This window comes from Virgibacillus siamensis, assembly GCF_039522605.1.
Lineage (GTDB): Bacteria > Bacillota > Bacilli > Bacillales > Amphibacillaceae > Lentibacillus > Lentibacillus siamensis.
Genome location: NZ_BAAADS010000025.1, coordinates 292,400 through 314,077 on the forward strand (window position 1 = coordinate 292,400; position 21,678 = coordinate 314,077).

Annotated in this window: 21 protein-coding genes; 4 read left to right on the forward strand and 17 right to left on the reverse strand. The window is 40.2% G+C overall.

The window, feature by feature from the left end:
• Window positions 1-103: 103 nt before the first annotated feature.
• The 7 genes from coaD to ABD010_RS16675 form a co-directional block, all read right to left on the reverse strand.
• Entirely contained in the window at window positions 104-580 is a 477-nt protein-coding gene (coaD, locus tag ABD010_RS16645) for a pantetheine-phosphate adenylyltransferase (RefSeq protein WP_343815631.1), read from the reverse strand.
• A 16-nt stretch (window positions 581-596) separates the two neighbouring features.
• Window positions 597-1,151, reverse strand: coding sequence for a 16S rRNA (guanine(966)-N(2))-methyltransferase RsmD (gene rsmD / locus ABD010_RS16650; protein ID WP_343815634.1), 555 nt, complete (start codon window positions 1,149-1,151; stop codon window positions 597-599).
• 892 nt (window positions 1,152-2,043) lie between these two features.
• A complete protein-coding gene (locus tag ABD010_RS16655; protein WP_343815637.1) occupies window positions 2,044-2,319 on the reverse strand; it encodes a YlbG family protein in 276 nt (91 codons plus the stop codon).
• A gap of 71 nt (window positions 2,320-2,390) precedes the next feature.
• The gene (locus ABD010_RS16660) at window positions 2,391-2,825 is read right to left on the reverse strand and encodes a YlbF/YmcA family competence regulator (RefSeq protein WP_343815640.1); all 435 of its coding nucleotides are present in this window, start codon (window positions 2,823-2,825) and stop codon (window positions 2,391-2,393) included.
• Window positions 2,826-2,883: 58 nt separating this feature from the next.
• On the reverse strand, window positions 2,884-3,117 hold the full coding sequence (locus ABD010_RS16665) for a YlbE-like family protein (RefSeq protein ID WP_343815642.1): 234 nt from the start codon (window positions 3,115-3,117) through the stop codon (window positions 2,884-2,886).
• 11 nt (window positions 3,118-3,128) lie between these two features.
• Window positions 3,129-3,506 carry a YlbD family protein gene (gene ylbD / locus ABD010_RS16670; RefSeq protein ID WP_343815645.1) on the reverse strand — a complete coding sequence of 126 codons (378 nt, stop codon included), beginning with the start codon at window positions 3,504-3,506 and terminating at the stop codon, window positions 3,129-3,131.
• 469 nt (window positions 3,507-3,975) lie between these two features.
• Window positions 3,976-5,043, reverse strand: coding sequence for a CAP domain-containing protein (locus ABD010_RS16675; protein ID WP_343815648.1), 1,068 nt, complete (start codon window positions 5,041-5,043; stop codon window positions 3,976-3,978).
• A 195-nt stretch (window positions 5,044-5,238) separates the two neighbouring features.
• Here ABD010_RS16675 and ABD010_RS16680 point away from each other — a divergent pair, with 195 nt between their 5' ends.
• Both ABD010_RS16680 and ytvI read left to right on the forward strand, forming a co-directional pair.
• Complete coding sequence (locus tag ABD010_RS16680) at window positions 5,239-5,604, forward strand: YugN family protein (protein ID WP_343815651.1); 366 nt, start codon at window positions 5,239-5,241, stop codon at window positions 5,602-5,604.
• A gap of 177 nt (window positions 5,605-5,781) precedes the next feature.
• Window positions 5,782-6,840: a sporulation integral membrane protein YtvI gene (gene ytvI / locus ABD010_RS16685; RefSeq protein WP_343815653.1), complete on the forward strand. Its 1,059-nt coding sequence runs from the start codon at window positions 5,782-5,784 to the stop codon at window positions 6,838-6,840.
• 103 nt (window positions 6,841-6,943) lie between these two features.
• On the opposite strand, the gene ABD010_RS16690 is transcribed toward ytvI, so the two are convergent.
• The 7 genes from ABD010_RS16690 to cyoE form a co-directional block, all read right to left on the reverse strand.
• Complete coding sequence (locus ABD010_RS16690; RefSeq protein WP_343815655.1) at window positions 6,944-7,399, reverse strand: DUF420 domain-containing protein; 456 nt, start codon at window positions 7,397-7,399, stop codon at window positions 6,944-6,946.
• Between the two features lie 66 nt (window positions 7,400-7,465).
• On the reverse strand, window positions 7,466-8,371 hold the full coding sequence (ctaG, locus tag ABD010_RS16695) for a cytochrome c oxidase assembly factor CtaG (protein WP_343815657.1): 906 nt from the start codon (window positions 8,369-8,371) through the stop codon (window positions 7,466-7,468).
• Window positions 8,372-8,894: 523 nt separating this feature from the next.
• On the reverse strand, window positions 8,895-9,218 hold the full coding sequence (gene ctaF, locus ABD010_RS16700; RefSeq protein WP_343815660.1) for a cytochrome c oxidase subunit IVB: 324 nt from the start codon (window positions 9,216-9,218) through the stop codon (window positions 8,895-8,897).
• A gap of 3 nt (window positions 9,219-9,221) precedes the next feature.
• Entirely contained in the window at window positions 9,222-9,842 is a 621-nt protein-coding gene (locus ABD010_RS16705) for a cytochrome (ubi)quinol oxidase subunit III (RefSeq protein WP_343815663.1), read from the reverse strand.
• A 1-nt stretch (window position 9,843) separates the two neighbouring features.
• Entirely contained in the window at window positions 9,844-11,697 is a 1,854-nt protein-coding gene (ctaD, locus tag ABD010_RS16710; RefSeq protein WP_343815665.1) for a cytochrome c oxidase subunit I, read from the reverse strand.
• A 39-nt stretch (window positions 11,698-11,736) separates the two neighbouring features.
• A complete protein-coding gene (gene coxB / locus ABD010_RS16715; RefSeq protein ID WP_343815667.1) occupies window positions 11,737-12,798 on the reverse strand; it encodes a cytochrome c oxidase subunit II in 1,062 nt (353 codons plus the stop codon).
• Between the two features lie 70 nt (window positions 12,799-12,868).
• Window positions 12,869-13,810 carry a heme o synthase gene (gene cyoE, locus ABD010_RS16720; RefSeq protein ID WP_390350832.1) on the reverse strand — a complete coding sequence of 314 codons (942 nt, stop codon included), beginning with the start codon at window positions 13,808-13,810 and terminating at the stop codon, window positions 12,869-12,871.
• A gap of 497 nt (window positions 13,811-14,307) precedes the next feature.
• On the opposite strand from cyoE, the gene ABD010_RS16725 reads away from it, so the two are divergent.
• Entirely contained in the window at window positions 14,308-15,225 is a 918-nt protein-coding gene (locus ABD010_RS16725; protein ID WP_343815670.1) for a COX15/CtaA family protein, read from the forward strand.
• Between the two features lie 491 nt (window positions 15,226-15,716).
• Here ABD010_RS16725 and pyc read toward each other — a convergent pair whose 3' ends face one another.
• The 3 genes from pyc to ABD010_RS16740 form a co-directional block, all read right to left on the reverse strand.
• A complete protein-coding gene (gene pyc, locus ABD010_RS16730; RefSeq protein WP_343815673.1) occupies window positions 15,717-19,160 on the reverse strand; it encodes a pyruvate carboxylase in 3,444 nt (1,147 codons plus the stop codon).
• Window positions 19,148-20,335, reverse strand: coding sequence for a putative lipid II flippase FtsW (gene ftsW, locus ABD010_RS16735; protein WP_343815676.1), 1,188 nt, complete (start codon window positions 20,333-20,335; stop codon window positions 19,148-19,150). The genes pyc and ftsW overlap by 13 nt, the downstream gene beginning before the upstream one ends.
• A 170-nt stretch (window positions 20,336-20,505) precedes the next feature.
• Window positions 20,506-20,790, reverse strand: a complete 285-nt coding sequence (locus ABD010_RS16740) for an Fpa/YlaN family protein (RefSeq protein WP_390350833.1) — start codon at window positions 20,788-20,790, stop codon at window positions 20,506-20,508.
• 330 nt (window positions 20,791-21,120) lie between these two features.
• Between ABD010_RS16740 and ABD010_RS16745 the strand changes: the two genes are divergently transcribed.
• Window positions 21,121-21,612, forward strand: a complete 492-nt coding sequence (locus tag ABD010_RS16745; RefSeq protein ID WP_343815679.1) for a hypothetical protein — start codon at window positions 21,121-21,123, stop codon at window positions 21,610-21,612.
• Window positions 21,613-21,678 lie beyond the last annotated feature (66 nt).

Below are 21,678 nucleotides of genomic sequence, written 5' to 3' on the forward strand. Positions count from 1 at the left end.
ATGCACATCCAAATTGGGACATATCGAAAATGTGTAAGACAAGAGTAACACCTTTCCCAAAATATAAAGGAAGGCTAATCCATTGGATAGCCTCCCTGTTGTTCTAAAATTTCTTGTTCAGCGCTTCCTCAACCGGCTTCGGCACGAGATCGGAAACATTTGCCTTATATTTGGCGACTTCCTTCACGATACTCGAACTGAGAAATGAATATTGATTGTTCGTCATCATAAACAGCGTTTCAATATTTTCATTCAGTTTCCTGTTCATGGAAGTTATTTGCATTTCATATTCAAAATCGCTGACCGCGCGTAAACCACGCAGTACAGCCTGTGCATTTTTTTGTGTTGCATAGTCAATTAACAGCTCACCAGAGGAATCGACTGAAACATTTTCTAAATGCTCCGTCGACTGCTTGATTAATTTAAATCGTTCTTCAACCGAAAATAATGGGGACTTTGACTGATTATTAAAAACAACAATGATAACATGGTCAAATATTCTCGCACCGCGTTCGATAATATCTAAATGGCCATATGTAATAGGATCAAAACTTCCCGGACAAATTGCTAGTCTGGTCAAAAGCAAGCGCTCCCTTCTATGTTCCCTTATAAATTGTAATGCCTGTTGTACCGCCATATTCCGCCTGTTTCGTCATCAGAAAGGAGCCTTTTTCCTCGGGCAGTGTTTCTGACGTTCCGTGTTCACAATAAATGATGCCGTTTTTTTTCAAAAGCTGCAAATCACTGATTTGTTCAAGTAACTTTTCATAGCTAACTTTTCCATAAGGCGGATCAAGAAAAATTAAATTAAACTGCAAATGTCTTTTTGATGCGGCTTGCAGCGCCCGAAAAGCTTCGGCACGGAATACTTCTGTTTGTTCTTCCAATTTTAATAATTTTACATTTTCATGGATTGTATGTATTGCTTTCGGGTGTTTATCAACAAACACGCCAGCAGTCATACCTCTGCTAAGCGCTTCCAATCCCAGGGAACCGCTCCCCGCAAAAAGATCCAGACAAATCCCTTTATCGAAAAAAGGTCCTAATATCTGAAAAACAGCCTCTTTTACCTTATCTGTCGTCGGTCTGGTTGACTTCCCTGGTACCGGTTGAAGTTGTCTGCCTTTATATTCTCCCGCAATTATTCGCATATTCCCACCTCAATTGACATGCCCCGACATTAATCCTACCAAAAAATCATGATTATGTGTATATATTTATTTTCCATGTCCATAATAACATATGAAGCAGCTAATTGATTGGTTGTTTCATACACGGAGAAGACTTACACTTCCCCATAAGTTCTTCCTCCGGTTTCTCCTCTCCCTTTGCCTTTTTGTTTTCTGAACAAGAAAACAAAGGGACCTGCAGAACAATTGTCTGCAGGTTTTTTTATTGTCTAGGAAATTATAAAATTTTGTAGATGTGGATAATGCACTTGCTCCTAATCAGCCACGTCCAGCTCCAGCGCCCAGCGACTAGCAAACTTCACACTTCCTCACTACGATAAAGAAGACTTGCCGATGGTGAAACCAGAGGCTTAGTCGCACTTATACCCTTGTGGTGAAAGTCAACATCGGTTCGCTTTCAGCTCACCGTGTTTCCTTTATCTCATTGCGGAGTGCTCCAGTTTGTACGTCGCTAAACGGGCGCTTCCACTTTTGTTCTTTTTGTCGAAATTCCGATACAACACCATTACAAACACTTTTTATCCTAAGCATATATATCTAACAACAATTTAATACAGATTGTTGTTTTTGACAATTTACACGAAATCGATAAACTGCGACACAAGTACTTTGTTGAATTCACCATTTGGTTGCTTTTCTGCACTGGAACTTGTACCTTTATCAACCGCCGTACTAAGATTGTATATGAGACTCCTGAGGGAAGAAAAAGCTGGGCAGGGACCCCGAAGATGAGGCATGGGCTGAGAAGGGCGTGGCACTTGAAGACACTGCGAAAGTTTTTGAGCAAAGGACGATGTATTCCCTTTTGATAGCATACAGAAAAACCTTTGCGGTGGTCTGAACCCCGCAAAGGTTAAATTCCCATTTTATAGTCATACTGCTTGGCCTTATCCGGAATCGCATTTTCATAATCAGTCCGGATAAATGGTTTTTTTGACTGATCTACTTTAGAAACGAAGGAATGCCTCAATAATTTGTTCTCCACATCCTCTAATCGTTCCTGATCAACATAGATAACAGCATACTTTAATTTTTTGGATGCATAAATTAAATGGCCGTACCGTTTAATATGTTTTAAATTTTTCATGTGCTGAAACCAGACTATCAGCCCTTGACGGTTGGTTCTCATGCAATAACCCCGCTCACCATTCATTTTATATCAGTTTATCAAAAAGAAAGAACGTCAGCAATGGGTTCCTTTTACGATGCTTTGCAACCACATTTACCGCCGCTGCCGCATCCGCCGTGTGCTAATGCTGCACCGTCTTTTGGTGCCTTTATATCGTCACTGACACTTAACGCAACATAACTGCTAATCTCGTCAAGAAGCTTCTGCAAATTGCGTTCGGCGATTTTAAATGCAGCGACTTTATCGTTCATATCCATTTCGCGTTTCGCTGTCCGCACCTTTTTCATAATCACGTTATAATCCGGATGGTATCTGCCAAACCGCTGTACATCCTCATAATGTGACTTTATATCATTAAAAGCAGCGATAAGCCGTTGTGCTTCCTGATCTTCCTGTAAAGCAATCCGGGAGTCATTGAAAGCTTTCACAACTTCCGAATCCAATACCTTCTGTCCAAGCAACTCAGAGCGATCAAGAATTTCCACGTACTCCATCGTACCTATCATTTCATCCACCTCCACTTTAATCATATCACGTAAGGAAAAAGATTAAAATGGAAACTTCCTAGTCTTTTATGTTCGCAGCCAGTTGGGCGAACATATGAAGCATCTGCACATGATTTCCGAATTTCTCTATCTGTTGTGGCAAGGTTTTTCCATAATATACTTTGGATTCCCGTTCAATTTCCGAAATCAACTGTGGATTTCTGGTAAGATAGCGGTACCAAATCGGGTTTTGTCTAATAAAATTTATATATGACGGATTTCTTTTCAGGATGTGATATGTTTCTGTTTGCATAAGACCATCACCTAATCTCTCTTCCAATTAAACGGATTATTGGAATTTCCAAATGTGTTCGGCTTTTGGTTCCGTTGAAATTGACCAAGCATTTCCTGTAATACAGATATACTGTGATTTAGTTGCTGTACCTGCTTTTGAACTTTTTCTGCATCGATATTTTCAGTCATTTCCAGTACTTTACTGAAAACCTCTGTCTTTTTTCCGTCAGACCTGGTATTTTGTTTATAATCATCCCAAAATGGGTCATCTTCTTCCAGCAACGCCCATTTTTCATAATATTCCTGCCATCCCCGGCCACTTCTTCTGACCTCTTCAATCAGTTTCGGATGTGCATTTATAAATTGCTTGAATTCTCTTAACGTCGGGTGTAGTTCCTCGTCATGCATACTCACTCACCTCAATTTTGATATCTCTTTTTATACTATGACAATAGGCAAATTACCGTGAGAAAAACAAAAGCGGAAGCGCCCGTTTAGCGACGTACAAACTGCGCCCTGCCATGCAGGGTGGGTCGGCGTTGCCGCGCAAAGCGGCGGTTTTAGCCGATCTTCTTTCAACCGCAATGAGATAAAGGAAACACGCCCCTTCATAGGGGTGTGCCGACGTTGGCGCGGGAGGCCGGTTTTAGTCGGCCTTCCTTAAAGTACGAACCGATGTTGACTTTCACCACAAGGGTATAAGTGCGACTAAGCCTCTGGTTTCACCATCGGCAAGTCTTCTTTATCGTAGTGAGGAAGTGTGAAGTTTGCTAGTCGCTGGGCGCTGGAGCTGGACATGGCCGATTAGGAGCAAATGAATTATCCAATTGTACAAGATATTTTAAGAAAAAGAGCATGATATCCGTTTCTCATCACTTTAGGATTGCGGTATTTTTAAAAAGTTTTGCGTGTAATAATAGTGATATACACCAACACCGAGGTGTGAATAGTCGGTATTCAGCAATGCCTGTCTGTGTCCCTCACTATTTAACCAACCATTCATTGCCGAAGGGGAATCGGAATATTTGGCGGCAATATTCTCACCCGCAGCCTGGTAATATACTTCGTTAGCAGCAAGTCGTTCTTTTAACCCTGCCCCATCCTCACTATAGTGTGAAAAATAATTGTTAACTGCCATATCCTTGCTATGCTTGAACGCAACTTGACTGATTGGCTTGTTCCACTTTACCGGAGCCTTTCCGTGTGTATTTCGCATAACATTCGTGATAGTAAATATCTGCTTTTCCCTTCCCTTTTCAATTCTTTTCCATTCTTTCTTGGAAGGGTTCGGTTTTTCAGGTAAATCACCACGGTATTCCATTGCATATGGACGATGCTTCAACAAAACATCACCAGTCACAATCCTTACAGCAGAAAGCTTATTTGTAAAAGTATCAATGTAGCATTGCATAAAAATATGATCTGTCAACTTTACCAGAGGACGCGATTTCAGTTCCTGATCATCCAGTTGAAATGTGTATGACGAATAGCTTTTGCTAAATGTTACTTCGTTCAACAGGTCCAGATTATCTTTCAGGGATTCATAGCCCTGACCAATTTGGATCGGTTCAAGCGATAGATTATCACCGATTGCATAAATCGTTACAATTTTATTATCCTTGACACCAAATTGAAGATATTGATTTCCTCTCTTTTGATAGACCCACCAGACATACCCGTAAGCACTAAGATCTTTCCGTACAGGTTTCCCGAATGCATCCGTCAATGCATCCGTATTCTTACCAATCCATTGATAAACTTCCCCTTCAAGCGGAACCGAATGACGTTCCATGATCTTCTTCGTTTCTATCATGTTTTTCTTTTGTTTAATCTTATTTACAGTATTATCAGGTGCCACTTCTGGAGGCGAATTACTCTTGTCCAGTAAATAGAAGCTCCCCATTAGTATAATCAGCAGACCCGCCAGCCCAAGAAAATATCGCATAAAACGTATCCCCTCTTTTGAATAGTTCATACTTCACTATATGTTATAAAGTAGAAGTCATTCTTGTTTCTCTATTGTTTTTCATTTTACAACAACCTATAATCCATAACCCTTCCCATTCCAACCATATTTATTGCAAGTAATACGTTTTTTTACTATTATGGTAATGTGAGTATAAATATGTGAGGTGTAAAAATGAAACTGGAAAATACAGGTATTGAAGATGCTATCGTTGATATCAAACCTCTGGATCGGCTAATGGGAAAACACGCTTTCATTCGTGCAGGCCAATGGGACTATGAACGTGTAACATATGATTATAAAATTGGTTCCAAAGAAAAAAACATTACATATTACATCCGAATCCAAGGTTATGCTGTCGAAGGTGATGTAGACCGTGGAAATGCAGTAATCAAACTGATGACACCCTTACTGGGAAAACATTACTATCCGCATGGGGTCGAGTATGGGGAAGATGAAAATTTTCCCGAAAACCTGATAAATCGTGCTGCTGATTTAGTCACCAAAGTAACAGAAGAAGTTGAAATTTATAACAAATAAGCCGGCAACATCTATAATAAACAGAAGCCAACTGCCCTGCAAACTCACTAAGGCGGTTGGTTTTTTTAGCAAATTAATTATTTGGAAGATTAAATCTGTTCAAATGAATCGATTAGTGCTATATTTTTTGTATACATACAGTTACAGCTTATTTCAGAAAGGAGAAATTTCCTTACTTTGTTCCGATCTATTACAAAACGCCAATGGTCACTGATTCTATTTACTATCCTATTTATTTTGTTTTGTTTATTTATTTTACCAATTTCAATACCTTTACTCGTTGCCCTGGTCACAGCTCTGATACTTAATCCATTTATCCGGATGCTTCAACACAAACTGAAAGTGAGTAGAAAAACATCCGTTATTGTAGTATTTCTGCTATTTATTATTTTAGTCAGCCTTTCCGGTACCTTCGTTGTTACAAAAGCAGTAACCCAGGTTGTCAATTTCGTTGAGGAAGTACCCTCCTATTTCCAGGAAGTCAATGAGGCTTATGCTGACTGGGAAGAAGATTTACAGCAATACACTCAAAATATGCCCGATGAATTTACAAAACAGATTTCCAGCAGCATTGAATCGAACCTTGATGCATTAAGTAATACAGCTAAAGAGAAAATTACGATTGATAATATCGCACAGATTTTTTCCATGATACCACAATATCTAATCAGTTTTCTCGTTTATCTAATAGCTTTATTCCTGTTTATGCTTGAATTGCCAACTGTAAAGGCGAAAATGTACAGCTTGTTCACAACGGAAACTGCTGAAAAAGTATCCTTCATGAATAAAAGACTTTCCAGTGTTATTCTTGGGTTTCTCAAAGCGCAGTTCCTTGTCAGCATTATCATTTTTGTTGTGACGCTGATTGGTTTGTTCTTTATTACGCCAAAAGTTGCGATCATCATGTCTTTAATTATATGGCTGGTCGACTTTATTCCACTAATCGGGTCAATAATCATTCTTGGTCCATGGGCATTATTCCTGCTGCTCGCTGGTGAAACCAGTACTGGCATTCAACTTGCAATCCTTGCAATTATTCTACTGGCGATAAGGCGGACGGTGGAACCTAAAGTAATGGGGCAGCATATCGGGCTTTCTCCACTGGCAACCCTGATTGCAATGTTTTTAGGTGTGAAGCTGATGGGTATTGCCGGTTTTATTCTGGGACCGCTTTTTCTGATTGCATTTAATTCTGCAAAAGAAGCTGGTATTATCAGATGGAAATTTAAAATATAGCGTTTTTACTGGTGCTTTATATGATCCAGTTACAACACCACAGAAAAAAGTGTACAAGCTAATGCCTGTACACTTTTTATAACTTTATAAAGGATACAATGGATCAGCCTCCAAGAATGGCTTTAAGCATACTGGTGGTCTGACCTCCCTCATAAATAATATACAGTAACAAATACACCATAACCCCAGTTATTGCGCTAAAAAACCAAATTATACTTGTCACTGGACCAATCTTCCGGTGAATCCTGATTTTACGCTTCAATGCAAGCGTAATCGTAACCACACCAAAGATTGCGCCAGTAGTGGCCAATATAATGTGGAATATCAAAAAAATGGTATAGTATATTTCAATACTTTCCGGACCGCCAAAACTGGTATTTCCCACAAATGCTGTCCGTGATACATAAATAATAAAGAACAATAAAGCACTGATGGCTGCGGCAATCATTGTTTTTTTATGTGCTTTAGGTTTATTTTTTATAATCAGTCTCCACCCGATTGCCACCAGAATGGCGCTTGTTATGATAAAAAATGTACTGATTGTCGGTAGAAATGGCATAGATTGTACTGTCCCCTTCTTTCTGTTTATGGAAATTCCAGGCTGTATCTAATGTCAGATTGAAAATTAGTACTTACTTGGACTTGTCGTTGGAATCGGATCAACCCGAAGACTCTCTCGATTAAACCATCCAAAAAATATTTTTCCCAGCATTATACCATACGTAATTTCCTGCATCAGTTTCATGATAATACCGCCTAATTGCTGATCCTCCATTGTTGTCATTGGTGAGAACATTTCAGGTCCGGAAATACTGTACGTAATATTTTGCAATACGCCATTTGGCACGCAAAGCGACATAGCCTGAATCCACGCCCCATCTTGGGAATATGTTGCGTAAACTGGTACATCCGCAAAAATTATTAACACACAGGCAGGCGTAATCAGAACACCATTGGCGAAGATATAAAATATTTTAGCAAGCGGAGAAAGTTTATCAAATTCCTTCAAAGGTGACATAATTGGCCACCAGACAATAAACGCAGCAACTAGAATAACAAGTGAAATACTTGTATGGGCAATCTGCGATGATTTTGCAAAATCAAAAATCCCCGGCATGTGATACAACGAGAACAATGTATTAAACAGTAGCAAAGAAATCAATGGCTTTGATAAAAAAGCAATGAATGGTTTAATTACCGGTCTGTATACAACCTTCTCCCATAGCCATTTTGGAATTCCTTTGATAATCAAAATCGGAAAAATTAGATAGTAAATGGCCATCTGAATCATATGTGCTGTCAGCATAATATGTGAAAGCAGGTCAATCGGCGAACCTTTCACAGCATACAATAAAACTAAAGCAGTATAAAAGAAAAATTGCTGCTTACGGGAAGGCCTATCTCCTCCGCCAAATTTATGCCGGTATGGTCCGGTAATAAGATAATATATAAGTGCAAGTCCCGCAACAAAAAGGAAATAATACGGACTCCAAAGTGCACGGAAGCCAAAGATCTGTATTTCTAACCACATAAATAACCACTCCATAAATGGATTCTGTTCTTATTATAACGCATATAAGGGGATTCACGCATTTCTAATGTGACAAATTAAGAACAAAAAGCAAGAACAAAGGCGTAAGCGCCCGTTTAGCAACGTACAAACTGCGCCCTGCCATGCAGGGTGGGTCGGCGTTGCCGCGCAAAGCGGCGAAGTTAGCCGATCTTCTTTAATCCGCAATGAGATAAAGGAAACACGCCCCTTCATAGGGGTGTGCCGACGTTGGCCGCAAAGGCCGGTTTTAGTCGGCCTTCCTTAAAGTACGAACCGATGTTGACTTTCACCACAAGGGTATAAGTGCGACTAAGCCTCTGGTTTCACCATCGGCAAGTCTTCTTTATCGTAGTGAGGAAGTGTGAAGTTTGCTAGTTGCTGGGCGCTGGAGCCGGACGTGGCTTTTCATTAATATAAAAATTATCCACAAGTATTAAATTAAATTTTATAGTACGCTATGTAAACAAAAAGAAGGCTGGGAATCCCAAGCCTTCACAATTACTTACCACCAGGTAATGACACCTAACCCTGCAAGTGTCAGGACAGCTGCCCAAACACCTCCATATATCATAAATGCCGGCATACCGTGGTCTTTGTCCTTCAAGTGCATGAAATAGTAAAATTGGAATCCTACCTGTGTAACAGCAAGAATAATTAGAACAGGTATGACAAACATCTTATCCATTGCACCGCTTACTACGATTCCAAACGCGATCAACGTAAAGGCAATCATTAATGCAAACGTAATAAGCTGTTTTTTCATTTCTTCTTTATTTTTTTCCTTTTGATATGGATTAACCTGATTGGAATTGGTGCTGTCTGACATTGATTAACCCACCTTTCCCATTAAATATACTACTGTGAAAATAAACACCCATACAACATCAATAAAGTGCCAGTATAAACTGAAAGTATAGAATTTAGGTGCATTATATAAGTTTAACCCGCGTTTTGCATTCCGAATCATTAACGCAATCAACCAGGTAAGACCAAATGTAACGTGTCCCCCGTGAAAGCCTACCAATGCATAGAATGCAGAGCCGAACGCTGATGAACGGAAAGTAAATCCGTATTCATGAATGTAATGTGTAAACTCATATAATTCACACGCAAGAAACCCAAACCCGAGTAGTGCAGTAATACCTAGCCACAATTGCATCTTTTTAAAATTATTGTTTTTCATATGGTAAACTGCGTAAACACTTGTTAATGAACTTGTAAGCAACAGAATCGTCATCAAAAAGACAAGTTCAAGACCGAATAATTCATTTTCCGTAGGCCCGCCTGCCGCTGAGTTACGCAATGCAATATAAGTTCCGAACAGACAGGCGAACAAAACCGTTTCACCGCCGAGGAAGAACCAAAAACCAAGAAATTTATTTTTCCCTTCAAGGGTGGCTTTTTCCGGTTCATTCGGCATTACTTCCGGATTTAAAGAATGATCGCTCATATTAGTCAGCCTCCCTTTCCAGTTCCTCTTTTGGAATGTGATGGCCCAAGTCATCTTTCAAAGAGCGTGTCAACATACAGCCAAGCAGCATAGCCATGCCGCCGAACAGAAGAATATACGCCCAGTTGTAGTCCATATGATAAATAAATCCAAATCCTGCAATGAACAGTCCCAGACTCATCAAGAACGGCAGGAATGATCCATTCGGCATATGAATATCTCCCAGCGGTTCTGCCGGAGTCATCGTACCTTTTCCTTCTGTTTTCTCAACCCATAGAGGGTCAAGTCCTCGTACCAATGGAACCTGTTTAAAGTTATAATGTTCCGGTGGTGATGCTGTTGCCCACTCAAGCGTGCGTCCATCCCAAGGGTCATCGACAGCTTTTTCTCCTTTAACGGCAGTGTAAACGATGTTGTAGAAGAATACAATAACACCAAATGCCATGAAGAAAGCTCCTATCGAACTGATCAGGTTACCAGTATCCAATCCTGATCCTTCCAAATATACCCAGTAACGGCGTGGCATTCCCATCAGACCAAGAAAATGCTGAATAAAGAATGTTAAATGGAATCCGATAAAGAAGGTCCAGAACGTCAGATAACCCAATTTTTCATTCAAAATACGACCGAACATTTTTGGCCACCAGTAATGCAGGCCGGCAAAAATACCGAAAATGGTTCCGCCAACAATTACATAGTGGAAGTGTGCAACGACGAAATACGTATCGTGATACTGATAGTCTGCAACAACAGACGCAACCATTACCCCGGTCATACCACCAATGGTAAATGTCGGAATAAACCCAAGCGCCCACAGCATAGCGGAGTTGATTTTAATTTGTCCTCCCCACATAGTTGCAAGCCAATTAAATATTTTAATCCCTGTAGGAACAGCAATTGCCATTGTTGCGATTGCAAAAATGGAGTTTGCAACCGGGCCAAGGCCTACCGTAAACATATGGTGAGCCCACACCATAAAGCCTAAGAATGCAATCAGCATTGTAGCAAATACCATTGCTGTATAACCAAACAATCGTTTTTTAGCAAAAGTTGAGAATAAATCACTGAACACACCAAACAAAGGTAATATCAGAATATAAACTTCCGGGTGTCCGAAAATCCAAAATAAATGCTCCCAGATAATCTCATTTCCACCAAGCGACACATCGAAAAACGCAGATCCAAACATCCGGTCAAACATTAACAGGAATAAACCAATTGTCAGTGCTGGAAACGCAAATAAAATTAATACACTGGTAATGAATGATGACCATGTAAATAATGGCATCCTCATATATGTCATACCTGGTGCACGCATATTAATAATGGTTACAAGAAAGTTAATACCACCAATTAATGTTCCTGCACCGGCAATCTGCAGACCAATAACATAGAAGTCCACACCGTGACCGGGGGACGTCGTTGAAAGTGGCGCATATGCAGTCCACCCTGCATCAGGTGCTCCTCCAAGGAACCAACTGCAGTTTAGAATAAGTCCCCCAAACATGAACAGCCAAAATCCTAATGAGTTCAAAAACGGAAATGCCACGTCACGTGCGCCAATCTGCAATGGCACGGCGGCATTCATTAATCCTAGAATCAGCGGCATCGCTGCAAGAAAGATCATCGTTGTTCCGTGCATGGTAAGCATTTCATTATACAAGCCTGCACTGACAAAGTCATTTTGAGGCTGCATCAGCTGAATCCGAATAACCAATGCTTCCAGTCCGCCGAGAATAAAGAATAATCCGCCACCGAAAAGATACAAATGCGCAATTTTCTTATGATCGACTGTTGTCAAATAATCCCATAACACAGCACCGAAGCTTCTTTTCTGAGTAACTGCTGTACTCACAACATTAACCTCCTTTATTTATCTTTCCATTAGATAAAATTATTTGTTATTTTCTTTCGCATCTTCCGGTGTAATATCAGATGGCTGTAACTGCATCAGATATTCTGCAATCTTACCAGCTTCTTCTTTTGACACATCCGGATATTTGCCAGTCATTTTGTTTCCTTCCTTAATCGACTCCGGATCCATTATCCATTTCACCAGGTTTTCCTTCGTCGGTTCCAATACACCGGCAATTTTTGTACGATCTCCAAAGTTTGTCAGATTAGGTGCAACCTGAGCTGGAGATGATCCAATAGCATGACAGCCCATACAGTTATTTTCCTGGAACAGTGTCTTTCCTTCCTGAGCTACTGTACTTCCGGGCTTAGCTTTAGGGTCAACATTCTGCATGTCATTTACCCATTGGTCAAATTCTTCCTGACTCACGGCAATAACTTTAAAGTCCATCAGTGAATGCGATGGTCCACAAAGTTCCGCACATTTTCCGTAATAGACACCTTCTTCATTTGCTTTAATGAACATAGTGTTAACGTTAGTAGGGTTCACGTCCATTTTACCTGATATAGACGGTACCCAAAATGAGTGAATCACGTCAGAGGATTTCATGTTCAAGTAAACCTTTTCACCTACAGGAATATATAAATCCTGGCTGGTTTGTATTTTCTTTCCTTCATAATTAAAGTGCCACCAATACTGATTACCGGTTACCTCCACATTCAAATGTTCCTCTGCCTGCGATTTATCCGCAAGATCAAATGTGGCAATTACCGTCGGGACAGCAATAATAAGAAGTAAAACAATTGGAATAATCGTCCAAATTGTTTCAAGTGTTTTGTTTCCTTCAACCTGCTTCGGAACAAATTCTTTATCTCCTTTTTTCTTCCGGAAACGTACTAACACTATAGTATAAACCAATAACACAACTGCAAAAACAAATAACATGATTACAGCGGTAAGAATGATTAAATCCATTGAAGTCTCGGCACCATAGCCTTCTGGTTTTAGGGCGCTCAGGTTTTCTTTGCCACAGCCAGCCAGTAGAAGCGCCAACAAGCTCAACAGAAAAAATATACGGGATTTACCCATCCAGCCTTTCATGTATGCATACCTCTCTTTCTTTTTGTGATTTTTCCTTATGTCATAACTGTTTATAAGTAAGGAACAATTTTCAGCTTAAGGGGAACTCAATTGTTACAGCGACCATCAATAGAAAAATGATGGTTAAGTAATTCAATGAATAAATAAATATCATATTTGCCCATTTAAAATCATTCTTCATGAAAAAACCACTAACACCCAGAGCAAGCCAGCCTACATTCAGCAATGTTGCTATCACAAGAAATGTTGTCCCGAGAGTTGAAAGATAAAATGGCAAAGGCAGTAAACAGGCGATGTAGATAACAATTTGCCGTTTTGTTACACCAAAACCATGTACAACAGGGAGCATTGGGATACCAGCATTTTTGTAATCCTTATTCTTTTTCATGGCAAGGGCAAGAAAATGGGGTGTTTGCCAGATAAACATAATGAGAAACAGCACGATTGCTGTCAAATGAAGATCGGGATCAACAGCTGCCCATCCAATTAAAGGCGGAACTGCACCTGAAACACTTCCTATCGCCGTATTCAGCGTGTACCTACGCTTTGACCACATTGTATACAGCACAACATACGTGAACCACCCAATGAACCCTATTACAGCTGCCGTTACGGTTGCAAAAGATAACAGGATAATCCCCGCTGCGGTAGCAGATAAACCAAGTATCAAAGCGTTATTCATTGAAATGCTGCCTGTTACAGTAGGACGCTTTTTCGTACGTGACATAACTGGATCAATATCCACATCATACCAATTATTCATGATGCAGCCACCTGCTATTACGAGTGCACTCCCAAACATGGTAAATAAAAATAAATCCCAATTTACGTTGAATGAGGTGCCTGTAAAATACAAAGCAAGCCAAAATCCGGCAAATGTCGTTATCAAATTCGAATTCACAATGCCCACTTTGATGAGCGATTTCATGTCCGTAATGAATGACGAACCTGTATCTTTTGTTACAGCAGCATTACCAATTAATTGTGAAGAATCAGCCTCCACTTTATTCATTACATAAATCCCCCCTTCATCGCCCAACATAATTGCATGAAAAAATCAAAGGCATTTTATATCCTGCCTATGTACACCCAAAAATATCCACTGTAAATTAACCTAATTGTATCACGGAATGCCAATACAATCTATTCAACTACACAGTCATGTCTATTTTACAATGTATTAACTCTTCCAAATGTGACAAATTTGTGAAAAAAGTTACGTAAAATAAATGAAAGGCTTTCCCAGCCTTTATCAATTGAAACAATTTATGTAGTTTTCCCATGACAGCAGGCACAGTAGCATGAAGGTCAGCAAATATCCCCTACTTTATTTCTAGCAAACAACTGTTAACAATGCAAGGGTTTTTTGCTTTTTTAATGAAAATAGTGTGAAATCGTATTTATATTTCACGCATTGCATTCTTCATATGTTATAGTAACATTTGATTGCGGTAATATCGTTAAAATATTATAGTTTGATTATTATTCGACAAAAAGCGAGGAAGACTTATGATTAGAATATTAAAGTGGCTCTCAGTAGTTTCAACTTTAGGAATGGTATTCGTACTTCTTGGAGGGGCCCTAGTCACCAAGACCGGATCTGGTATGGGATGCGGTGCCAGCTGGCCGCTTTGCCACGGACAGTTTGTACCGGCAACCATTACACCTGAGCTGGTCATAGAACTGAGTCACCGGCTCGTTTCAGGAATTATGGGTGTTGTAGTACTGGCACTGTCCATCCTGGCATGGAAATATCTTGGACATGTGCGGGAGGTTAAATTACTATCCTTCTTATCCTCCTTCTTTTTAATAATGCAAGCATTAATTGGTGCTGCGGCAGTTATCTGGAATCAATCGGATTTTGTTCTGGCAACCCATTTTGGTATTTCTCTCATTTCATTTGCATCTGTTTTTCTGCTAATGCTTTTGATCTTTGAGATTGACAAAAAATTTGATGCTGATTCACTTGTTATTCAAAAGAAACACCGAATCGAAATTTATTCGATTACCATTTATACATTAGTGGTTGTTTACACTGGAGCATTAGTTCGCCACGCCCATTCGAGCTTGATTTGTCCCGACTGGCCATTCTGCTCAAATAGTGATCCCCTGGCATTATCAGGATTTAACATGCAGGAATGGATTCAAATGGGGCACCGTCTGGCTGCTGGTATCTTATTCATCTGGACGATTGTCCTGTTTGTTAAAATGATAAGAACTTACCGGAAGAACCGCATTATGTACTGGGGATGGATAGCAACAGTTTCAATGATTACGCTGCAGGTACTCCTTGGAGCATTGATTATATTCACGATGCTTAATCTATGGATAGCTTTATTGCACGCATTTATCATTTCATGCTACTTTGCGATGCTCAGCTATTTTTCACTGCTTTCTAAACGAAGCGGTAAAAACAGAACGAAATAATTTATAATTAAGGAGGGAAGTGGAATTATTCCATTTCCCTCTTTATATGTAATATGTGGTTCTTTAAAGTTGTACTTTCACGCTAACAGTTAAAGCAAACCGAGACTTTGAAAAAACTCATTACTCTAGTATAGCGCGACCAGCCGTTGGAGTATATCCACTTTCAATGCCCGCCCGCATTGGTACATCTACTCAAATACTGTCGCAGCGGCTGGTTAGGTAGTAACGATTTCTTACCCAATTTAATTTTAGTACGGCGAGTTTTCTCGAATGTACGGCGGCTATTTGCTTTTATACGGCGGGTTCATGTCAAAATACGGCGCGATCACAGTTTTGTACGACCGATTTTCGGCAAAGTACGGCGGCGAATAAAAAAACAAGGGGCCCTTACTTCGCGGTTTATAAATTTTGTATTAAAACAACATTCTTTAAACATCTAAATACAAAAAACAAGCTGTTGGGCATTTCCCAACAGCCTGTTTCCATTTTAATCATTCAAATTCAATCAGCAAATCATTTACAGCAATGGCTTCACCGTTTTTCACGTGAATATCCTTAATCACCCCTGTAAACGGCGCCTGTACTGTGGTTTCCATTTTCATCGCTTCCGTAATGAGCAGATGGTCACCTTTTTTAACTTTTTCACCTTTGTTGCAAATAACCTCTACAACTGTTCCCCGCATAGTTGCCCCGATATGTTTCTCATTACCGCTGTCAACTTTTGGACGTGTTTTAATTTGCGGTATAACACTTTCATCTTTCACGACTACTTCGCGGGATTGACCGTTCAACTCAAAATAGACAACCCGTGTACCATCAGCCTGGGGTTCAGAGATGGACACCAGCTTCACGATCAAGGTTTTGCCCTGCTCAATTTCAACCTCGATTTCTTCTCCAAGACGCATACCATAGAAGAAAGTAAGCGTATCAAGTACAGAAAGATCGCCATATTTCTCCGTAAAGCGGTGATGATCCATAAACACTTTCGGATAGAGTGCATATGAGATCAGATCAAAGCTTGTTACCTGACGATCCAATGTTTTAAACAGCGACTCTTTCATCTGTGTAAAATCAATTGAATCGAGCAATTCACCGGGACGGACTTTGATAGGTTCCTTCCCTTTCAGAATAATACGCTGCAATTCCTGTGGGAAGCCCTGATACGGTTGTCCTAAATACCCTTGTGCAAACTCTATTACTGAAGCTGGGAAGTCAATTGATTCACCTCGTTCATAAATGTCATCTTCCGTTAAGTCATTTTGCACCATAAATAAGGTCATATCTCCGACCACTTTGGATGATGGAGTTACCTTAACAATGTCACCAAACATTTCATTTACTTGTCTGTACGCTGCCTTCACTTCATTCCAGCGATGTCCAAGACCAACTGCTTTCGCCTGTTGTTGAAGGTTGCTGTATTGTCCACCAGGCATCTCATGAAAATAAATCTCGGTATGCGGTGCTTTCATGCCGCTTTCGAAATCCTGATAATAATTACGGATGCCTTCCCAGTAATGTGCAAGCTTTTCATAGGACTCCACATTTATTTTCGGCTGACGGCTCGTCCCTTCCAGTGCATGATAAAGTGTTTGCGCACTTGGCTGTGATGTCATACCTGCCATTGGACCGCAAGCCACATCAACTGCGTCCGCGCCTGCATCCACTGCCCTTGCATACATGTGAATACCATTACCACTTGTATCATGAGAATGAAGATGTACCGGCAAATCAATCGTGTCTTTTAGTGTACTGATTAATTGATAAGCAGCTTCAGGTTTTAGCAAGCCTGCCATATCTTTGATGCCAAGAATATGTGCACCTGCTGACTCAAGCTCTTTGGCAAGATTTTTATAGTAATCAAGATCATATTTTGTTCTGCCCATATCCAGGATATCCCCTGTATAGCACATGGCCGCTTCGGCAATTTTATTATTTTCGCGGACAAAATTAATTGCAGGTTTCATTCCTTCCAGCCAATTCAGACTGTCAAAGATACGGAACACATCAATCCCCGCGGTTGCACTTTTTTCAACAAATTCCTTAATGAGATTATCCGGATAGTTTTTATACCCAACGGCGTTACTTGCACGAAGCAGCATTTGGAAAAGTACATTAGGCATTTTTTCCCGAAGCTTCAACAGTCGTTGCCAAGGATCCTCTTTAAGAAATCGGTATGAAGTATCAAATGTCGCTCCACCCCACATTTCAACCGAGAATAGCTGCGGCACAAGACGTGCAGTCGGTTCGGCTATCTGAAGCAGATCCTTGGTTCGCACTCTGGTTGCCAGCAATGACTGATGCGCGTCACGAAATGTTGTATCTGTCAACATAACTTGTTTCTGTTCCTTCAGCCAATCCGCCAAATACTCCGGTCCATGTTCATCCAGAATTTGTTTGGTACCGGAAGGAAAATCTTCCAGCTGATCAATTTTTGGTACCGGTGGCTTCTGCAAGGAAGGTTTTTTCTTATTTTCAATTCCTTCAAAACCGTTTACCGTCGTATTACCAATATAGGTAAGCATTTTAGTACCCCGGTCTTTACGTTTGGGAAAGACAAATAATTCGGGTGTCTGATCAATAAAGGTTGTGCTGAACTGACCTGATAAAAAGTTACTGTGCTGAATAACATTTTGCAGAAAAGGAATATTGGTTTTTATTCCACGAATCCGAAATTCTTTTAAGTTTCTGACCATTTTTTGTGCAGCTTGCTCAAATGTAAGTGCCCACGTAGAAACCTTCACCAGCAATGAATCATAGTGCGGTGATATAACAGATCCCTGGAAACCGTTCCCCGCATCAAGCCGTACACCAAAACCTCCGCCAGTTCGGTATGCCATAATTTTTCCAGAATCCGGCATAAAATTATTCAATGGATCTTCTGTTGTAACGCGGGATTGAATAGCGAAACCGTTTGTACTGATTTCATGTTGACGGGGAATTCCAATTGATGATTCATGGATATTCATCCCTTGTGCAATCTTCAATTGTGTCTGAACAATATCAACACCGGTAATCATTTCCGTAATCGTGTGCTCAACCTGTACACGCGGATTAACTTCAATAAAGTAAAATTCACTATCCGTCACAAGAAATTCCACAGTACCCGCATTCAAATAATCCACATTTTTAGCCAGATTGACCGCAGCTTCACAAATTTCCTCACGCAATGAATCAGGAAGCGAAACGCTTGGAGCAATTTCAACAACCTTTTGATGACGGCGTTGCACGGAGCAGTCGCGTTCAAACAGATGAACGATGTTTCCATGACTGTCACCAATCACCTGGACTTCTATGTGTTTTGGATTTTCGATTAATTTTTCAACATAAACTTCATCACTGCCAAACGCAGCTCGAGCCTCAGATCTGGCACGATCATATGCTTCAGCCAGACCACTTTTGTTGCGGACAATCCGCATCCCGCGGCCGCCGCCGCCAAGTGATGCCTTAATAATGATCGGATAGCCATGTTGCTCGCCAAATGCTTCCATTTCATTCAGGGATGTTACCGGACCATCACTCCCCGGTATTACCGGAATACCTGCCTCGATAGCCTGCGCTCTAGCTTTGACTTTATCCCCGAACATATTTAAATGGTTACTGGTTGGTCCGATAAAGATAATCCCTTCCTCTTCACAACGGCGGGCAAAATCAATATTTTCGGATAAAAACCCATACCCGGGATGGATTGCATCTACACCCACATTTTTGGCTGTTTCAATCACATCTTCGATATCCAGATAGGCATCAATCGGTTTCTTTCCTTCTCCTATAAGGTACGCTTCATCAGCCTTATAACGATGATATGACCCACTGTCTTCCTTTGAATAAACGGCAACTGTCCGTATGTTCAGCTCTGTACATGCTCGAAAAACACGTATAGCTATTTCACCCCGGTTTGCAACCAGTACTTTATTTATCTCTTTTACTTCACCCATGTTTTTCCTCCTCTATTTTTAAATACATTGCTACCATTCGTTATTTGTCTGTTTTCCGGCTCAGTTTCCTGTTCCTTCTTTTTAACCGATTTAGCGATATTGTTCAGTATCCCTATAGAAAGCATCATGACAAGCAATGAGGATCCGCCATAGCTGACGAACGGGAGTGGAACCCCTGTTATCGGCAGCAATCCGGTAATCGCCCCAAGATTAATGAAGGCCTGTACGCCTATCATTGATGAGATACCTATCGCCAACAATGCACCAAAACTTTCTCTGCTTTTTCTGGAGATGAAAAACCCTCGTAATACGATAATACTTAACATTCCCAAAACTACTGCAACACCTATAAAACCTAGTTCTTCGGCAATAACAGCCATGATGAAGTCAGTATGCGGCTCAGGCAGAAAACCTAATTTCTGAACACTATGGCCAAGCCCTTCTCCATCAAGTCCGCCAACACCAATTGCCAAATACGACTGAATCAGGTGATAACCATCTGTATCGGGGGTTTCAAAAGGCTGGTATGCACCCGTAAACCTGGAAATTCTTTCGTCAGTCACCATGCTCGGAATTGCCAGAGCAACCAAGGACAATCCAATGAGCACAAGGATGGAGAGATGCTTAAAGCGAATCCCCGAGCTGAAAATTACGGAACACGCAATCATAAATATAATAGCTGCTGTTCCAACATCTGGCTGCATTAAGATGAGACCAAGGATTAGAGCCGTCAATATCAACGGCGGAAGAACACCTTTGTTAAATTGCTGAATATAATTTTGCTTTTTGGAATAAACAGACGCCAAGTACATAATCAAACCAAGCTTGGCAAATTCAGAAGGCTGCATGCTGACTGGCCCGAAGTCAAACCATGACCTTGCACCGTTTACCACATCCCCAAAAATAAGAACACCAATCAGGAGAGCAACCATCACCATAATGATTATCTTCATCAGTTTTTGGTAATACTTATAAGGGAAAAGGCTGGTGAAGGCAAAAGCACCCATCGAAATGATGAACCACTGTATTTGCTTTACCAGATAATGTGTACTCTCGTAGCCTTCCACTACTGCATATACCATGCTGGCACTGTAAATCATGACAATGCCGAATCCTGTAAGAAGAACAGGTGTAATCATAAGTGTAAAATCATAGTTCTTTAATTTCTTTATCATCTTTGTTCTCCCCGATTTATGTATTTCATAATAACAGATGAAATAAAAAATTCAAATAGTATAACACATTTCATCAATTGTTGTAACACATATTCTATTTTAAGTTCATTAAACAAAAAAACCTTGCCATAATCCAGTTCGGCAAAGTTTTTGGTAAAGTTATCATGACATTACACGGACTTCTGTGCAGTTTCGTGTAAAATATTGAGCTGCCTTTCCAAATTCTCCAGAAGTGCTTTACCTTCATTTTCGCTGATTAAATTTAAACGAACAGCAAAATCAATTTCCCTGGAAAGCCCAAACATTTGAGTATCAAGAACTTCCTCATAGAGAGGACATTGCGGCATCGTTAAATTTTCTATTTGTACTTCAATTAGCCTTAGTATTTTATCAGCGTCAGCCTTCAGAAGGGCATAAGCTTTTTCACGATGAGTTTCAGTCACCTCAGGAATCATTTATATCCCCTCCATCGAAAAGACTTTCTTCTTTACTATATTATCGTTTGCATGCTAAAAATGCAAATAAAATCAGGAATTTGCGTGCGTCAAATTTTTAGGCAACGTTTCGCATAGCCTTTCATTAGCTTTTGGTTTAATTTGAAGCATGGAGCACTTCTTTAATTCGAAAACTTGGTTGTCACCAAGCCTTTAGCTGCACTTATGCAGTAAGAAAGAATTTTATTCTTTCTTACCTGCTAAAAAATTCATTTTGCATTTCCTGAGCCGTGAAAATTTCTCCTGTGTCTGCTATTCTAGATAAAGATTGAATTAGAAAGGTGGCAAAACATGATTGTACCAATTCTGGGGAATGTTACATATAAGATAACGCTGGACCCTACTGTATGGATCTTTGATGACCGGAAAGTGCTGCTTGATGAAGCATTTCAGGTTGAACATAATAAAAAGGATCAGACAGACGAAGAAATAAAACAGGCGTCAGAGCGATGGGATCGCGCAGTAAATCAACAACGAATCAATCCCCCGGTTAACCGGAGCATTTCCCGGTTTGAACGGGAAAAAATTTTAGTTAATTCGTACGTTATGCCGATACGGGAATTTGTTGAGAATGCCGGAATCAACGGTAATGCAACAGGAGCAACACTAGCTACAAAAAACGGCGAAATTGATATATCAATTGACAAACTGCTGGATAGTTACTTTCTTTTCGCTGTGGACGGGAAGCCGCTGAAAACAGACGGTCCAGTCCATTTGTATTTCAAAGATGGTTCCAATCAGGATGCACCAATAACCGGTGTTGAAAAAATCATTATCAATTAATTTGAAATAGCTGTTTACACTAACGTGAACAGCTTTTTTTTATTGTTTGGGAAATGTATATTTTAT

Bases quoted from the DNA above. Each gene is read 5' to 3' on its own strand.
- rsmD (WP_343815634.1), bottom strand. From the start codon at position 1,151: ATGCGAATAATTGCGGGAGAATATAAAGGCAGACAACTTCAACCGGTA.
- ABD010_RS16655 (WP_343815637.1), bottom strand. From the start codon at position 2,319: ATGAGAACCAACCGTCAAGGGCTGATAGTCTGGTTTCAGCACATGAAA.
- ABD010_RS16660 (WP_343815640.1), bottom strand. From the start codon at position 2,825: ATGATAGGTACGATGGAGTACGTGGAAATTCTTGATCGCTCTGAGTTG.
- ABD010_RS16665 (WP_343815642.1), bottom strand. From the start codon at position 3,117: ATGCAAACAGAAACATATCACATCCTGAAAAGAAATCCGTCATATATA.
- ylbD (WP_343815645.1), bottom strand. From the start codon at position 3,506: ATGCATGACGAGGAACTACACCCGACGTTAAGAGAATTCAAGCAATTT.
- ABD010_RS16675 (WP_343815648.1), bottom strand. From the start codon at position 5,043: ATGCGATATTTTCTTGGGCTGGCGGGTCTGCTGATTATACTAATGGGG.
- ABD010_RS16680 (WP_343815651.1), top strand. From the start codon at position 5,239: ATGAAACTGGAAAATACAGGTATTGAAGATGCTATCGTTGATATCAAA.
- ABD010_RS16690 (WP_343815655.1), bottom strand. From the start codon at position 7,399: ATGCCATTTCTACCGACAATCAGTACATTTTTTATCATAACAAGCGCC.
- ctaG (WP_343815657.1), bottom strand. From the start codon at position 8,371: ATGTGGTTAGAAATACAGATCTTTGGCTTCCGTGCACTTTGGAGTCCG.
- ctaF (WP_343815660.1), bottom strand. From the start codon at position 9,218: ATGTCAGACAGCACCAATTCCAATCAGGTTAATCCATATCAAAAGGAA.
- ABD010_RS16705 (WP_343815663.1), bottom strand. From the start codon at position 9,842: ATGAGCGATCATTCTTTAAATCCGGAAGTAATGCCGAATGAACCGGAA.
- coxB (WP_343815667.1), bottom strand. From the start codon at position 12,798: ATGAAAGGCTGGATGGGTAAATCCCGTATATTTTTTCTGTTGAGCTTG.
- cyoE (WP_390350832.1), bottom strand. From the start codon at position 13,810: ATGAATAAAGTGGAGGCTGATTCTTCACAATTAATTGGTAATGCTGCT.
- ABD010_RS16725 (WP_343815670.1), top strand. From the start codon at position 14,308: ATGATTAGAATATTAAAGTGGCTCTCAGTAGTTTCAACTTTAGGAATG.
- pyc (WP_343815673.1), bottom strand. From the start codon at position 19,160: ATGGGTGAAGTAAAAGAGATAAATAAAGTACTGGTTGCAAACCGGGGT.
- ftsW (WP_343815676.1), bottom strand. From the start codon at position 20,335: ATGATAAAGAAATTAAAGAACTATGATTTTACACTTATGATTACACCT.
- ABD010_RS16740 (WP_390350833.1), bottom strand. From the start codon at position 20,790: ATGATTCCTGAGGTGACTGAAACTCATCGTGAAAAAGCTTATGCCCTT.
- ABD010_RS16745 (WP_343815679.1), top strand. From the start codon at position 21,121: ATGATTGTACCAATTCTGGGGAATGTTACATATAAGATAACGCTGGAC.